Genomic DNA, 14,993 nt, shown 5'->3' on the forward strand with positions numbered 1-14,993 from the left:
TCATTCAGTGGGCGCGCGACGGCGGCAGCACAGAGAGCATCAAGCTGATCAGGGAGCTTGCCTTCGCCACATCAAGGTGCGGAAGCTCGGATTTTCCGAGCATGTCATAAAGGCGAGCGAGGCCGCCGTCGTGATCGACGCGAACCATGTTCCAGTCGGCGAACAAGCGTTGCTCGGCCGCTGCCAGGTCCACCAGCTGAACGTGTCGGTGACGCAGGTCGCAACAGATGCGTTCGAACGTCCTTTCGAGCGGCGCCAATGACCCTTCCAGCACCTGTATGAACATGCCCTCAAACGCAATCAGCGCACCTGTCAGCCCGACATCTGCGTTTGCGGTGCAAGAGGACGCAACGATGTCATCGATTTGACGATTGAGTTCGTCATGCGACATGTTCAGTGTAATTTTGCTCCGATAGAGCAAGCGATAAAATGGCAAGACAGTCTCCTCAGGCAGCGTCTAAAAGTTGTGCCGTCAACAGTGTTCTGACGGCATTGGCGTCCACCGGGCGACTGATGAGATAGCCTTGTATTTGATCGCAACCTTCCGTTACGGTAAAAGCGCGCTGTTCATTGGTTTCGACGCCTTCAACTGTGACCGACATCTGCAGTTTGGACGCAAGCGTGGTGATGGCCTGAACGATGGCGACACATTCCTGGTCGTGCGGGACGTGTCTGACGAAAGACTGGTCAATCTTGATTTTGCTGAAGGGGAAACGTCTCAAGTAATTGAGGGATGAATACCCCGTGCCGAAGTCGTCCATCGAGATCCGAATGCCCATGCCGCGCAGCCTGTGCAGCGTCTCGAACGCCAGAGTTTCGTCCTGCATCAGCGCACTCTCGGTGATCTCGAGCTCCAGCCGGGACGCAGGCAGCCCGCTGCTCTCGAGTGCCGACTGGACCGTCAGCGGCAGCGCAGCGTCGCGCAGCTGAAGGGCCGAGAGGTTGACTGCGACGGTCACGTCTTCAGGCCAAGTCGCTGCCTCGCGACACGCCTCTCGCAACACCCATTCCCCCAGGGCCCCAATCAGGCCCAGTTCCTCCGCCAGCGGAATGAAGTCGTTTGGCGATATCATTCCACGGGTGGGATGACGCCAACGCACCAGAGCCTCCGCACCTTGGATCCTTGCGGTTGCCGGATCAACCTGCGGCTGGTAGTGCACTTCCAGCTCGTCGCGTGCCAAGGCGCGGCGCAAGTCGAGTTCCAGCCGTCGCCGCGTTTCGGCCTTGCTGCTCATCTCCTCGCTGAAAAAGCGGAATGTGTTTCCACCTGCGTGTTTTGCTGCATAGAGCGCAAGATCGGCATGGCGGGTCAGCGCCGCAGGCTCCATGCCGCCATCGGGAAAGATGGCAATGCCGATACTGCCCGCGATCTCGACGATTGATCCCTCGATCAGGAACGGACGACTGAGCATGTCGATGATCGTTTCAGCAAGCTGGGAAATTGCATCCACGCGGTTCACGATCAGCGCGAACTCGTCTCCTCCAAGCCGGGCGATCGCCGAGATATCGGACCGGCATCTTGTCAGACGTTTTGAAACGCGGACGAGCAACTCATCACCGACCATATGACCAAGCGTGTCGTTCACAGCCTTGAATCGATCGAGATCGAGGAGGAGAAGCGCAAAGGCCGAAGAGTTCTTCGTAGCCTCAAAGCATTGCGCGGCAAGTGTCTCGTTGAAGTGCAATCGATTGGCCAGGCCGGTCAGCGTGTCTGAAAAGGCTAGTGATCGAATTTTCTGCTCGTTGCGGAGACGCTCGCTCTGATCTCGGACCGCCACGACCGTCTGTTGACGCATTCCGACACTCACCGACTTCCACAGGACCCGCACCGGGAGGCATTGACCCATTGCAGTTCGCAGTTCGCTATCCTCTTCCTCCTGCTCTGGAACGGCCTCGATATCAAACCTAGGCAATATAGAGGAAATCGATCTGCCCGAAAGTTGTGTCCCTGAGTAGCCTGTCAGTCGGGAGAGGCTTTCGTTTACCGCATCGATTGTCAAGCCGTCGCAGATCGCGAGTCCTTCGACGGCAAGGTCGGCGAGCTGGCGCAGTTTGCTTCGATCGCGAATTGTCTGCGCACGAGCGGCAAGCGAAAGACGCAGACCGACAAGCGCGAGCAACACCAACGCTGCGCTGACTGATGCGACGATCGGCGCGATCATTGTCGGTGCAAGAGACATTGGTGGTAGAGCGACTTCTGGATCGAACTCCAGCTGCAGTGCAGCCATACCGAAAAAATGCAAAATCCCGATGCCGGCAATGAGCAAGAATGTCGACCCTTGGCGGATCATGTACCGGCGTTCGCCGGATGCGACCAAGCCGACGCCGAAGAGCGGGAGCGAAAAGATGAGAGACTGGGCAACCAGGCTGTAATCCCAGCTGATATGTCCCGTCACCTTGTATGCGTACTGTCCAAAGTAATGAAGGAGCGCGATACTGAGGCCAAGGAAGACGCCAGCCACCATTCTGCGACGGCGGTTACGCCGTCCGATAATGCTACCGATCGAAATGCCGATTCCCACAACGGCAAGGACCAGGGAGAGGACGGTCAGAAGTGGGTCAAAACCGGACAGCATCCCTGGTCGGAATGCCAGCAGGCCGATCATATGTGTTGACCAAGCGGTGCAGCCAGCAGCCATGATGGCAGTTGCCGCCCAGTATCTCCTTGAACGGTCGTCCGTCCGTGCGGCGTGCCGGGCAACGGCGAGGGATGCATATACGCCGACGAGACAAACAAGCGCTGCTAATAGAAGCAATGTTTGGTCGTGCGCTTCACGGAGACAAGTGTAAACATATCGCATGGCATGCCCTCTCATAGGGCACCCTCACAGGCATCAATTAATATCCTTGTTGCGTTTGACCCGTAATCTTCGACTGCAAGAACAATAGTTAACGACTGGCTCCGAATTTGCACCGTTATGCCTACGGCCCTTAACCACGACTGACGTGCTCGATTGGGGCGTCCAAAGAGCCGGCGCGGTTGTGCTTCAGCCGTGGCGAGACATCTGACCTTGCGAACACCGCGGGCGTCGATCACGACGCGTCAGTTCACAACGGGGCAGTCGCCGCTCAGCGATCAGCCAGCTGGTGAGAAGACATGTATCGGCCTCGCTCCAGGCACGCCCATCCTGATCGACACCCGATAGGCCGATGCGCATTCGAGAGCACATGGGCGATGTCTTGGAGCTGATGATCGACAGCGAGTGCCGCTGTTGCGTGGTGGCGGCTGGTGGCGCAAAGACGCTGCAAGAGCAGCCTTCCGTGAGAGTGCCGCAAGCCACTCGCGTCGCGGAGGATGCTCTTGACGCCGGTGAGCGCCGCTAGATCATGCGAGAAGCGACAAGGCTGAGCCTGTTTGAAGAGGCTAGGGCGGAGGTCCATCAGGGTTACCCCGTTCGCGCTGACACCAAACGAACCATCCTGAACCTCATCAAATGGACAATCTGGATCAATCTCATGTAAGGCGTCGGAGCGATGGAGGTGCCGGAGCTCGGTCGTTTTCCCTATGGTAGACGTCTTGCGCTTTAGGGCATGCCTCTATGAGGCGATAGACTCACCTATACGTTTACGCCCTCAAGGCAGTTGGACGAGAATGATGTCACAGTTCGACCTGTTTGCAGCAGCCGTGGCGCCGGTCACCAAGGCTCAGCATCTTTCAAAGAGTCAGCAAACCGAAATGGACGTGGATGACGAAGCCATGGCCCGCCATCTTGAGGCCACCGGCGATTATCGGATCTTGCGGAAGCTGCGGCCGCGCGCGATTGCCGAACGGCTTCGATCCGAGTTTTCGCATCGGGGCGTCATCCTTGACACCGAGACCACCGGTCTCAATCACCGGTGCGACGAGATCATCGAAATCGGCGCGATTGCCTTCTCCTTCAACGACGCCGGCGAGATCGGCGACGTCTGCGATGTCTATGGCGGGCTCCAGCAGCCAAGTGTCGTGATTCCCGCCGATATCACGCGCCTGACAGGCATCACGGACGATATGGTTGCCGGTCAGTCTATCGACGTGGATCGGCTGCGCGCACTTATCGATCCAGCGGATCTCATCATCGCCCATAATGCCGGCTTCGACCGGCCATTCTGCGAGGCCTTTTCGCCGATCTTTGCCAAGAAGGCCTGGGCCTGTTCCGTCTCTGAAATCGATTGGTCGGCGCGTGGTTTCGAGGGCACGAAGCTGGGCTATCTGATCGGACAGTCAGGATATTTCCATGACGGACACCGCGCGGTCGATGATTGCTGTGCGCTCCTTGAGGTCCTTGGGCAGGCCCGGCCTCATTGGTCAGAGACGCCATTTGCAGAACTCTGCCAGGCAAGCTCCCGCTCGCGGGTCCGCATTTATGCGGAAAACAGCCCTTTCGACCTGAAAGATCACCTGAAGGCACGCGGTTATCGCTGGTCGGACGGTTCCGACGGTCGCTCGAAATCCTGGTGGATCGAATTGCCTGAAGAGACGCTTCAAGAAGAGCTTCATTTCCTGCGAACGGAAATTTACCGATGGGAGGCAGATCCGCCCGTCAAGCATCTTACGGCCTTCGATCGCTTCAGGGCAAGCTGAACAACGCGCATGGTGTGACGTGCATTTCTCCAGATCGATGCGGCTTTCGCCGCAATGATGCCCTCAGCCGACTGCCCAATGCCAGTCGGTCTGCATATCCGACTACTCGTCCTCTATCAGAAGGTCATCATTTAACTCGACAGCAGATGCGGGGTGTGGCTGAGATACCGAAACCTCTGCAGCGCGGCGATCTGGCGGGTTCTTGCTTGAGGATGCGCGCAAAGCGGTGACTGACGGTTTCGATCGAGCTTCGTGACGTGGAGGAGTCTGGTATGCTGTTTTGTGGTGACCGGTCCGCACTTGGGGTTCGTCCTTTAGACATGCTCGTCTGGCACCGAGCGCGCCCATGATCGCGATTCTGCGACGATGGATCTTGCAACGGCGCGCCGTTCGCCGTCGTTGGCAGGAGGATGCCAGGCGTCTTGCTGCAGGAGATCCGGTCAATGCCTATTATGAGGCACAGCGACGCGCTGCGCGCAGCCGAATGCAAGGGGATGTCGGCGAACACTGGCATTGGGCCAAGGTCGCCAGCGAAATCGCCCGGATAGAGCCGCGTGCTGCCATGGATTTTGAGGTGGTTAAGGCCATCGCCGATCAGGAATGTGGAGAAATCCGATCACGATCCGGGTAACATCGCGAGAAAAGAGCGATGGTCGGCTCGGCGAGACGGTGCGTGTTCAAGAGCCATAGCCACGACCTGATTTGAATTAGGCTTGCCGGTCTCAGGGTTCGAAATTGCGTTCGTTTCATGGGCGCACACAGTCTCTTGAATTCGAGACCAGAGAGCCTCGTTACACGGCCATGGCCTCTTAAGCACACGTCGATTTTGACGCGGTTTCTGACCGCTGGATGGCGAAAAAGTCTAGACGCTCCTTTCCGTGCTACGACGTATTGTGAAAGTATCCACCCTCAATCGGCATCCCACCTCCGCACATCATGCGCACGCGCGTTATGATGGTGTTTTCCGGACGTCAGACGGCTTTTGATTTTTCGCCTCGATCGCTGCCATCTCAATCAGATAGGCCAAAAACGGCTGCCTGGATGACGGGACCATCCGTGCAATTTCAATTAGCATACTGGCGACATAATTTCTGATGCTCTCGTTCATGGTGATGTCCTCGAGTTGGTTTTGCCGATTTGCCCTGAGAGGTTAACAGCCCTGCCGCCCGGGATTAAACGGGCAGAAATGCCCATCGAGAAAATGCCGATCTGCTCTATGACGGAACCGCAGATCCGGCCTCGGCGCGCACCCCTCAAAACCCCATCGCGAGATCCAGCTGCCGCGCCTCGCCCTCGGCCTCTGGCTGGAGCTTTGACACCGTCACGCCGAGAAGCCGCACAGGCTTTCGAAAGGGGAAGGCCCCTTCGAGCAGCCGCTCCGCATGCGCCAGGATCTCATGTTCGCCGGCAAAGGGATGGGCGACCGTCAGGCTGCGGGTGATCTGTTGGAAATCGGCATATTTGATCTTCACCGTCACCGTCTTTGCCGCAAGCGCATGTGTGTGAGCGTGACGCCAGACTTTGGCGGCGAGCGGTGCAAGCTCCGCCTTGGCGGCGGCGAGCTCAATGAGATCCTGTGCGAAGGTGTCTTCCGCGCCGATCGATTTGCGCACGCGGTCGGGCTTGACCGCGCGCTGGTCGACGCCGCGCGCGATTCCGTAGAAATAGGCGCCGGACTTGCCGAAGTGATCGGTGAGGAAGGCAAGCGACCTTTCCCTCAGATCCGCGCCGGTTTCGATCCCGAGGCGCTGCATCTTCTCGGCGGTCGCCGGGCCGACGCCGTGAAATTTCTTGACCGGCAGGCTGGCAACGAAGGCCGGGCCGTTCTTCGGCGTGATGACGGCCTGGCCATTCGGCTTGTTGAGGTCGGACGCCATCTTGGCGAGGAACTTGTTATACGAGATCCCCGCCGAGGCATTCAGCCCGGTCGTCGCCCTGATGCGGGCACGGATCTCGGCCGCGATCTCGGTGGCGATCGCCATGCCCTTCAGGTTTTCGGTCACGTCGAGATAGGCCTCGTCGAGCGAAAGCGGCTCGATCAGATGGGTGTATTGCGCGAAGATCGCCCGGATCTCCTGCGAGACCGCGCGATAGACCTCAAAGCGCGGCTTGACGAAGATCAGTTGCGGGCATTTGCGAAGAGCGGTGACCGAGGGCATGGCCGAGCGCACGCCGAAGGCTCGCGCCTCGTAGCTGGCCGCCGCTACCACGCCGCGTGCCGCCGCACCGCCAACCGCGACGGGCTGGCCAAGCAGGGATGGATTGTCGCGCTGCTCGACGGAGGCATAGAAGGCATCCATGTCGACATGGATGATCTTGCGGAGCAAAGGAGGGGTGGCGGTATCCATCATGGGCTTTCAAAACCTGGCTTTTTCGCGCGTGACGATGAGCAGGCGATGGACGAGAAAAGGGTGCTGCAGCGCCTTGGCTTGTGCCCTAAGGCTCTTCGCCAAGCCGCTGGTCCGGCTCGGCAGATGACAGTCACCGGCTTCGCCCTTTTTGCCGACCAGTTTCCCTACGCCGCAGAGATTACTGGCCAGAAAGGCAAAGCGGGTGCTCTCCCTGTCATGCACATCGGGAGATTCGAGATGCTGGCCCCCTGCCGACCTGTCTGAGGTCATGGCGGTGGGTGTCTGTCCATCGTTGAAGGGGCGGATCGCCCGGAGGGGGCGGTTCGGATAGAGGTCGGTAGAGGTTTCGTGATTGTACATGCCAAGCGTCTCCCTCCCGGTGATTCCGACATCCGGCGAAACCAATGCCCCCCGTGTCTACTGCATGTCTGCCTGAGGCGGTTTCCAGCAATTATCCGTCGACCTGTGGATAAGAAATATTTCCTGCAGAAAGGAATATTTATCTATCTGAACGCGCTCGCTTTTCCGCCGTTTGTGCCATTGCATCATCTTTGCCGCCGTTACCAGTCTTAGTAAGCGCCGATTGACTCGTGCAACAGTCTGGAACAAAAAATGAACATATCACCTCGATTGCCACATGCAAATCACCTGGAGACCCAATTCACATGCCCGAGGCTCCTCTTCGTCTTGCCGAGCTCAGGGCCCGTATCGAACGGATCGAGGGGACTGGAAGTCGCGTTCGCCAAGTGTTGCCCTTCGGCCTTGCTGAGATCGACAACCGGCTTCCTGGCGGTGGTTTGGCGCTGGGGGCGCTGCATGAGGTGGCCGGCGGTGGCAACGGCACGGTCGATGGCGCGGCCGGCGCCTTGTTCACGGCCGGCATTGCGGCCCGCACGCGCGGCAAGGTTCTCTGGTGCATCACCGAGCCGGATCTTTTTGCGCCTGCCTTGGCCCAGGCCGGGCTCGCAGCTGATCGGGTCATCTATGTCGAGGCAGGCGACGACAAGACGGTGCTTGCCTGCATGGAGGAAGCGTTGCGCCATGGCGGGCTCGGTGCTGCCGTCGGCGAGGTCGCGCGCCTCTCGATGACGGCATCCCGCCGGCTTCAGCTGGCGGCCGAGGGCACCGGCTCGCTCGGCTTGGCGCTGCGTCGCTGGCGCCGGCAGGTGGACGCCAGCGATTTCGGCCAGCCGACCGCGGCCATGACCCGCTGGCGCGTATCTGTCCTGCCATCCGTGGCGTTGCCAGTGCCGGGGGTCGGACGTGCGCGCTGGCTCGTCGAACTCATCCGTGCCCGCGCGGGCGAAAGTGCCGATTTCGAACTGGAGGCTTGCGATGGCGCGGGTTGTCTCGCTCTACCTGCCGACCTGGCCCACCGACCGGCTGCGGCGCAAGGCTGGCGTCACAGCACCTCCGCCTGAGACGCCGCTGGTGCTGGTGATGCGAACCGGCAATCGGCGTCTGGTCTCGGCTGCTGACGCCAGCGCCCAGGCAGCTGGCCTGCGCGTCGGCATGGCGGCTGCCAAGGCGCAGGCGCTTGTGCCCGACCTCATCCTGCAGGATGCCGATCCCATCGCCGATGCCGAGGCCCTGGAGCGACTGGCGGCCTGGATGTTGCGCTTTGCGCCTGTCGTCTCCGCCGACCCGCCCGACGGCATCGTTGTCGACACGGCCGGAGCCGATCATCTGCACGGTGGCGAGGCGGCCATGTTGGACGGTCTCGTCGGCCGTCTCGCCATGTCCGGCGTAGCCGCCCGCGCTGCGATAGCCGACACCTGGGGTGCGGCGCATGCACTGGCGCGCTTCGGTGATAAGGAGGATGCCCTAGCGCCCGTTGCCCACGATAGGACCCTGCTGCGCGGCCTGCCGCTGGAAGCCCTGCGTCTGGCTGGTCCTCTGGCTGCAGATCTGCGTCTTCTCGGCTTTCGCACAGTCGGCGATCTCGTCGATCAGCCGCGCGCACCGCTGACGCTGCGCTTCGGCCCTGAGATTGCCCGCCGGATCGAGCAGATGCTTGGCCTGCTCGCCGAACCGATCGAGGCGATCCGCCCAGACGATCTGATCGAGGTGCGTCGCCTCTTTGCCGAGCCGATCGGCGCGGCCGAGACGATTGCTCGGTACATCGGCAAGCTGGTCGTCCAGCTTTGTGAACGCCTGGAGGAGCAGGGCCTGGGCGCGCGGCGGCTCGATCTTATTTGTCAGCGCGTCGACAACCGACCACAGGCGGTCCGCGTGAGCTTGGCCATGCCGGCGCGCGACGTCAGGCGAATGACACGCCTTCTCTGCGATAAGATCGAAACCATTGCGCCAGGCTGGGGCATCGAGGTGATGACGCTTGCTGCGACCGTCGCCGAGCCACTGGAACATCGTCAGATGATGAGCTCACTCGTCGAGGAGAGCCTGCCCGACATCACCGGCCTGATTGACGTGCTGGCAAACCGTGTCGGGGAGCGCGCCCTTTATCGCGTGGCACCTGTTGCCAGCGACGTGCCCGAGCGATCATTGATGCGAGTGGCGGCGACGGCGCCCGATAGTGGCGCCTCCTGGCCCGGCCATTGGCCGCGGCCCGCTCGCCTCCTGCCTCGGCCTGAGCCCGTGGAGACCGTCGCGCTGCTGCCCGACCATCCGCCGGTCTCCTTTACCTGGCGCGGGGTCCGCCGTCGTGTGCGGCGCGCCGATGGTCCGGAGCGCGTCTTCGGCGAATGGTGGATGCGTGACGCCGAGCTGGTCGCGGTGCGCGATTACTTCCAATGCGAGGATGAGGCAGGCGAGCGATACTGGCTCTACCGGGCCGGTGATGGCGAGCATGCCGAAACCGGCTCGCATCGCTGGTTTCTGCACGGCGTCTTCGGATGAGCGGGCTGCGCTATGCCGAGCTGCAGGTAACGTCGCACTTTTCCTTCCTGCGCGGCGCGAGCAGCTGCGAGGAGCTCTTTGCCCAGGCGGCCAGCCTTGGCATCGAGGCGCTCGCCATCACCGATCGGAACAGCCTGGCCGGCATCGTGCGCGCGCATGAGGCGGCCAGGGCAAACGGCGTGCGTCTCGTGGTCGGTTGCCGGCTCGATATCGCCGATGGCACGAGCCTGCTCGTCTATCCGATCGATCGTCCGGCCTATGCGCGTCTCTGCCGCCTCCTGACGCTCGGTAAGGGCATTGCCGGAAAGGGAGGGTGCCATCTCGAATGGGCAGATGTGGTGGCCTATGGCGAGGGCCTGATCGCAGTGCTCTTGCCGGAGATGGCCGACGAGGAGACAGGCTTTCGCCTGCGCCGGCTGCGCGACGCCTTCGGCGACCGCGCCTATCTGGCGCTGACGCTGCGCCGCCGGCCGAATGATCAGCTGCGCCTGCACGATCTATCAAACCTGGCTGCCCGCATGCAGGTGGCGACCGTCGTCACCAATGACGTCCTCTTTCATGAGGCCGACAGACGTATCCTGCAGGATGTCGTCACCTGCATCCGCCATACGGTAACCATTGATGAACTCGGCGATCGGCGCGAACGTCATGCCGACCGCTATTTGAAGCCGCCGCAGGAGATGCACAGGCTGTTTACGCGCTATCCCCAGGCGCTCGCCCGCACCCTCGAGATCGCGCAGCGCTGCCGCTTCTCGCTCGACGAGCTCGCCTATCAATATCCCGAGGAGCGCGACGATCCGACCTTAACGCCGCAGGAGACGCTGGCAAAGCTAGCCTGGGAAGGGGCTGCGGCGCGCTATCCAGAGGGCTTGCCCGATAGCGTCACAGCCAGCCTTTCTCATGAACTTCATCTGATCGAGAAGCTCGGTTATGCGCCCTACTTCCTGACCGTCAACGCCATCGTCCGTTTCGCCCGGTCGAAGGACATTCTCTGCCAGGGCCGGGGATCGGCAGCGAATTCGGCCGTCTGCTATGTCTTGGGCATTACCTCGATCGATCCCTCGCGCAACGATCTCCTGTTCGAGCGCTTCGTTTCGGAAGAGCGCCATGAGCCGCCCGATATAGACGTCGACTTCGAACATGAGCGGCGCGAGATCGTCATGCAGTGGGTGTTTGAGACCTACGGCCGCGACCATGCCGCCTTGTGTTCGACCATCATCCGCTACCGTGCGAAGGGCGCATTGCGCGATGTTGGCAAAGCGCTCGGCATGCCGGAGGATCTGGTCGGCGCACTGTCGTCACAGCTTTGGTCCTGGTCGGAGGAGGGGGTCGAGGACAAGCATGTTCAGGCGCTCAACCTGAACCTCTCCGATCGTCGGCTGCGCCTGACGCTCGATCTTGCGCGCCAGTTGATGGGTGCGCCACGTCATCTCTCCCAGCATCCGGGTGGTTTCGTGCTGACCCATGACCGCCTTGACGACCTCGTGCCGATCGAGCCGGCGGCCATGGTCGACCGCCAGGTGATCGAATGGGACAAGGACGATATCGATTCCCTGAAGTTCATGAAGGTCGATGTCCTCGCACTGGGCATGCTCACCTGCATGAAGAAGGGGCTCGATCTCCTGGAGGAGCACAAGGGCATCGCGCTCGATCTGTCCACCATTCCCGCCGAGGATCCGCGCACCTATGCGATGATCCGCCGTGCCGATACGCTTGGCACATTTCAGATCGAAAGCCGGGCGCAGATGTCGATGCTGCCGCGACTGAAACCCCGCACCTATTACGATCTCGTCGTCCAGGTGGCGATCGTCCGGCCGGGGCCGATCCAAGGCGATATGGTCCATCCCTATTTGCGCCGACGCGAGGGCAAGGAGGCTGTGGTCTTTCCCAAGCCCGAACTCGAGAAGGTGCTCGGCAAGACGCTCGGCGTGCCGCTGTTTCAGGAGCAGGCAATGCGCGTCGCCATCGAATGCGCTGGTTTCACGCCGGGTGAGGCCGACATGCTGCGCAAGTCCATGGCAACCTTCAAGTTCACCGGCGGCGTCTCTGCCTTCAAGGACAAGCTCGTCTCCGGCATGGTCGCCAATGGCTATGAGGCGGAGTTCGCCGAACGCACCTTCAAGCAGCTCGAAGGTTTCGGCTCCTACGGCTTTCCCGAAAGCCACGCCGCCTCCTTCGCGCTGATTGCCTATGCTTCTGCCTGGCTGAAATGTTGGCATCCCGATGTGTTCTGCACCGCACTGCTGAACAGCCAGCCGATGGGCTTTTACGCCCCGGCTCAGATCGTGCGCGATGCGCGCGATCATGGCGTCGAGATCCGCCCGATCTGCGCCAACGCCTCGCGATGGGACTGCACGCTGGAGCCGGCAGGCGAAGAAGGGCGCTTTGCCGTGCGGCTGGGCCTGCGAATGGTCAAGGGTCTTGCCAATGTTCATGCCGCCCGCCTGGTCGCTTCACGGGCGAGCCTGCCCTTTTCATCGGTCGACGATCTCTGGCGCCGTGCAGGCGTGCCGGTGGCCGCGCTCAGGCAGATCGCCGAAGCCGATGGCTTCCGCCCCGCCTTCGGCCTTGCCCGCCGGGACGCGCTCTGGGCGATCAAGGCGCTGCGCGACGAGCCCTTGCCGCTCTTTGCCGCGGCGTCCGCGCGCGAGGAGCGGACCGTCCAGGAACTCGATGAACCAACCGTCACGCTGCGCCCGCTGGCAGCGGGCGGCGATGTGGTCGAGGACTATCGTCATGCCGGCCTGTCGCTGCGCGATCATCCCTTGGCCTTCCTGCGCGCCGAGCTCAAGAGCCGACGCATCGTCACGTGCCGCGATGCGATGGAGGCGCGTGATGGCCGCTGGCTCGAAGCAGCCGGCCTCGTGCTCGTGCGCCAGCGCCCCGGCTCGGCCAAGGGAGTGATGTTCATCACGCTCGAGGATGAAAGCGGGATCGCCAATCTCGTTGTCTGGCCAAAGGTTTTTGAGGTCAACCGGCGCACGATCCTCTCGGCCGGCTTGATCGCGGTGCGAGGCCGGGTCCAGCGGGAAGGGGAGGTGGTCCATCTCGTCGCTCAACGCTTGACTGATCTGTCCGACGCCCTGGCCAGCATCGGAGAGCGCGATGGCGCCTTTCCCTTGCCCCACGGCCGCGGTGACGAATTTCACCACGGCTCTCCAACGCCTGACCCGCGTGATCGACCGCCACGGGCATTAACAACAGGAGGGTTGGGAACACGGGACATCTATATCCCGGATCTGCATCTCGATACGATCACGGTGAAGACGCGAGACTTTCGGTAGGCCGCCAGCCTATCTAAAGCTACCCCTGTCGCTTGAGCTGCTGTTTTTGCGCCCCCGAGGGAGATTGGAGGGGCGCTGTTCTCCCTCAGCAGGCACAGCGAAAAGCTCAGCGACCTTGACGTTTAATGCGGTTGCGATCTTCCCCAGTGAATCGATCCCAAGGTTGACGCACTGACGCTCTATCTGGGAGATCGATACTCTTTCCAATCCGGCCTCCAACGACAGCCGTTCCTGAGACAGCCCCTTCAGAACGCGCAGCTTCTTCACATTCCAAGCTAAAAGATCACGCGGCGTCATAGACCCACATGATCATTCAGAGCACAATTAAATAACTGGCTATTTTATGCGAAAAGCGACAAAAAACGCGCCAGGATGTCACGCATGGGATTGAGATGATTCAAATGGACCATGTCCTGCTCATCGCAGGAACGCCTCCTCACTCAGCTTGGCGACTTCCATGTTCTGAAGGTGGAAAACTTCGGCCACTGAGGCGATGTCTTTGTCGACAGCCAGGGCGCCGCCAGCCTCGATAATGCGACCAAACACGTTTCGCATCGCAGCCACGCAGGCCCGAACCGCATGGTTTCCATAGATCACGATACCGATCTTGCCGAGCGCCCTGATCCGACTTTCGCTAAGTTCTGGATAGGCTGTCGGAACGATCACCAGGGGGACGCGGCCTTGCCAGGATCGCGCGAAGCTTTCGATTTCGGCCGGCGTCTTCTGCTTGGAATGAACGAGCACGAGGTCGGCGCCGGCCAGTTCATACGCTGCGGCGCGCTCCAAGGCTTCGGCTTCGCCCCGGCTGGCGATCAGCGCCTCCGTCCGGGCGATGATCAGGAAGTCAGGATTACGGCGGGTGGCCACAGCCGCTTCGATCTTACCGACGAATTCCTGCGTCCGCACGAGCTCCTGTCGCCCACCGGTCACCAGACTGGTCACCTTGGGAAAGCTCTTGTCCTCGATCACGACGGCCGCCGCGCCAGCCCGCTCATATTCGCGCACGGCGTGGATGACGTTCACGGCATTGCCAAAGCCCGTGTCGATGTCGGCGATAATGGGCAGCGACACCCGGCCGGCCATCGCCCGCACCATGTCGAGATGCTGTGTCATGCTGACCAGGCTCATGTCCGGCAGGCCGTAGAGAGCCGAAAGTTCAAAGCCGGATGCCCAAATGGCGTCAAACCCGGCCTCTTCGACCAAGATTGCCGAGAGCGGGCTGTGCGCCGACATGGCGCGCAGGAGCCGGCGCTCGGCTATTTGCTTACGCAGGGATCTTGCAGACCGCATGACGGATCTCCTGAAGAATAGAACTTCGCAAGCGACGAAGATGCGGCACAGGCACTCTCGCACGCGCTGAACGATCAGGCTCAAGAACAGGCGAATGCGGGGCGAGACCATAAAGCCGCCGCCGGCACGACGACTGCTGCAAATCCGGCCAGCAGATAGCGGGCGAAATCCATGTCATCATCGATGATCAGCTGCCCGGCGTCACCCTGGCTGTGCGCTATCACGTCTATGCCCTGTTCGCGCACAGCAGCGACCTTGACGGTCCCGAGCTTGAGTTGGGACGGGCGAATGGTCGCAAGGCGGCTAGTTGTGAGCTTTCAGGAGGTTGTCCATTCGGGGCTGATCGAGGAGACTGGAGTTACCACACCTCAGTTCCTGGATCGCAGGCCCCGAATGAACATCCATAAGAATGCCCGACTGACGCCTTTGCGTCGAGAAGAAATGGCGCGTCTGGTGCTGGCTGGCATGCCGGTTTCCCAGGCCGCGCGCATGTTTGGCGTCTGCGCCAAGATCATCAGGCGCTGGACCGAGCGCTTCCGGCAAGGCGGCCGGGACGCCATGATCGACCGCTCGTCGCGACCCCATGCAAGCCCCAGGATGACCGGTCAGGCGCTGGCGGAGCGCATTGTCACGCTTCGCCGCCAGCGCCTG

The 14,993-nt window shown here is 61.3% G+C and carries 14 protein-coding genes; 6 read left to right on the forward strand and 8 right to left on the reverse strand.

The window, feature by feature from the left end; all coding sequences use genetic code 11:
• Window positions 1-4: 4 nt before the first annotated feature.
• Window positions 5-436 (reverse strand): BLUF domain-containing protein, encoded by a 432-nt coding sequence (locus tag BMX61_RS20330; RefSeq protein ID WP_083639554.1) that lies wholly within the window; start codon window positions 434-436, stop codon window positions 5-7.
• Between the two features lie 10 nt (window positions 437-446).
• Complete coding sequence (locus BMX61_RS20335; protein WP_324610614.1) at window positions 447-2,816, reverse strand: bifunctional diguanylate cyclase/phosphodiesterase; 2,370 nt, start codon at window positions 2,814-2,816, stop codon at window positions 447-449.
• Window positions 2,817-3,592: 776 nt separating this feature from the next.
• On the opposite strand from BMX61_RS20335, the gene BMX61_RS20340 reads away from it, so the two are divergent.
• Together BMX61_RS20340 and BMX61_RS20345 are read left to right on the forward strand one after the other, a co-directional pair.
• Window positions 3,593-4,561: a 3'-5' exonuclease gene (locus BMX61_RS20340; RefSeq protein WP_075628817.1), complete on the forward strand. Its 969-nt coding sequence runs from the start codon at window positions 3,593-3,595 to the stop codon at window positions 4,559-4,561.
• A gap of 346 nt (window positions 4,562-4,907) precedes the next feature.
• Complete coding sequence (locus BMX61_RS20345; RefSeq protein ID WP_075628818.1) at window positions 4,908-5,192, forward strand: hypothetical protein; 285 nt, start codon at window positions 4,908-4,910, stop codon at window positions 5,190-5,192.
• A gap of 318 nt (window positions 5,193-5,510) precedes the next feature.
• On the opposite strand, the gene BMX61_RS24820 is transcribed toward BMX61_RS20345, so the two are convergent.
• The 3 genes from BMX61_RS24820 to BMX61_RS20355 all read right to left on the reverse strand — a co-directional run bounded on the left by BMX61_RS24820 (window position 5,511) and on the right by BMX61_RS20355 (window position 7,272).
• The gene (locus BMX61_RS24820; protein WP_170854990.1) at window positions 5,511-5,669 is read right to left on the reverse strand and encodes a hypothetical protein; all 159 of its coding nucleotides are present in this window, start codon (window positions 5,667-5,669) and stop codon (window positions 5,511-5,513) included.
• Between the two features lie 145 nt (window positions 5,670-5,814).
• Window positions 5,815-6,909 carry a DNA polymerase IV gene (gene dinB, locus BMX61_RS20350; protein ID WP_075628819.1) on the reverse strand — a complete coding sequence of 365 codons (1,095 nt, stop codon included), beginning with the start codon at window positions 6,907-6,909 and terminating at the stop codon, window positions 5,815-5,817.
• A 9-nt stretch (window positions 6,910-6,918) separates the two neighbouring features.
• The gene (locus tag BMX61_RS20355; RefSeq protein WP_075628820.1) at window positions 6,919-7,272 is read right to left on the reverse strand and encodes a hypothetical protein; all 354 of its coding nucleotides are present in this window, start codon (window positions 7,270-7,272) and stop codon (window positions 6,919-6,921) included.
• Window positions 7,273-7,577: 305 nt separating this feature from the next.
• Here BMX61_RS20355 and BMX61_RS20360 point away from each other — a divergent pair, with 305 nt between their 5' ends.
• Genes BMX61_RS20360 through BMX61_RS20370 form a run of 3 tightly spaced genes read left to right on the forward strand, consistent with a single transcriptional unit; the run spans window position 7,578 to window position 13,052 of the window.
• Window positions 7,578-8,333, forward strand: a complete 756-nt coding sequence (locus BMX61_RS20360; protein ID WP_075628821.1) for an ImuA family protein — start codon at window positions 7,578-7,580, stop codon at window positions 8,331-8,333.
• Window positions 8,248-9,768 carry a Y-family DNA polymerase gene (locus BMX61_RS20365; RefSeq protein WP_075628822.1) on the forward strand — a complete coding sequence of 507 codons (1,521 nt, stop codon included), beginning with the start codon at window positions 8,248-8,250 and terminating at the stop codon, window positions 9,766-9,768. The genes BMX61_RS20360 and BMX61_RS20365 overlap by 86 nt, the downstream gene beginning before the upstream one ends.
• The gene (locus tag BMX61_RS20370) at window positions 9,765-13,052 is read left to right on the forward strand and encodes an error-prone DNA polymerase (protein ID WP_075628823.1); all 3,288 of its coding nucleotides are present in this window, start codon (window positions 9,765-9,767) and stop codon (window positions 13,050-13,052) included. Before BMX61_RS20365 ends, BMX61_RS20370 begins: the two co-directional genes overlap by 4 nt.
• Window positions 13,053-13,061: 9 nt before the next feature.
• Here BMX61_RS20370 and BMX61_RS20375 read toward each other — a convergent pair whose 3' ends face one another.
• The 3 genes from BMX61_RS20375 to BMX61_RS24825 form a co-directional block, all read right to left on the reverse strand.
• Complete coding sequence (locus BMX61_RS20375) at window positions 13,062-13,349, reverse strand: helix-turn-helix domain-containing protein (RefSeq protein ID WP_075628824.1); 288 nt, start codon at window positions 13,347-13,349, stop codon at window positions 13,062-13,064.
• Window positions 13,350-13,469: 120 nt separating this feature from the next.
• Window positions 13,470-14,342, reverse strand: coding sequence for an isocitrate lyase/phosphoenolpyruvate mutase family protein (locus BMX61_RS20380; RefSeq protein ID WP_075628825.1), 873 nt, complete (start codon window positions 14,340-14,342; stop codon window positions 13,470-13,472).
• Between the two features lie 80 nt (window positions 14,343-14,422).
• Window positions 14,423-14,587 (reverse strand): hypothetical protein, encoded by a 165-nt coding sequence (locus BMX61_RS24825; RefSeq protein ID WP_170854991.1) that lies wholly within the window; start codon window positions 14,585-14,587, stop codon window positions 14,423-14,425.
• A 148-nt stretch (window positions 14,588-14,735) separates the two neighbouring features.
• Here BMX61_RS24825 and BMX61_RS20385 point away from each other — a divergent pair.
• Window positions 14,736-14,993: helix-turn-helix domain-containing protein (locus BMX61_RS20385; RefSeq protein ID WP_139198923.1), on the forward strand; the 258-nt coding region annotated here is incomplete at its 3' end.

Origin of the sequence: Xaviernesmea oryzae (genome assembly GCF_900109605.1) — a bacterium.
GTDB lineage: Bacteria > Pseudomonadota > Alphaproteobacteria > Rhizobiales > Rhizobiaceae > Xaviernesmea > Xaviernesmea oryzae.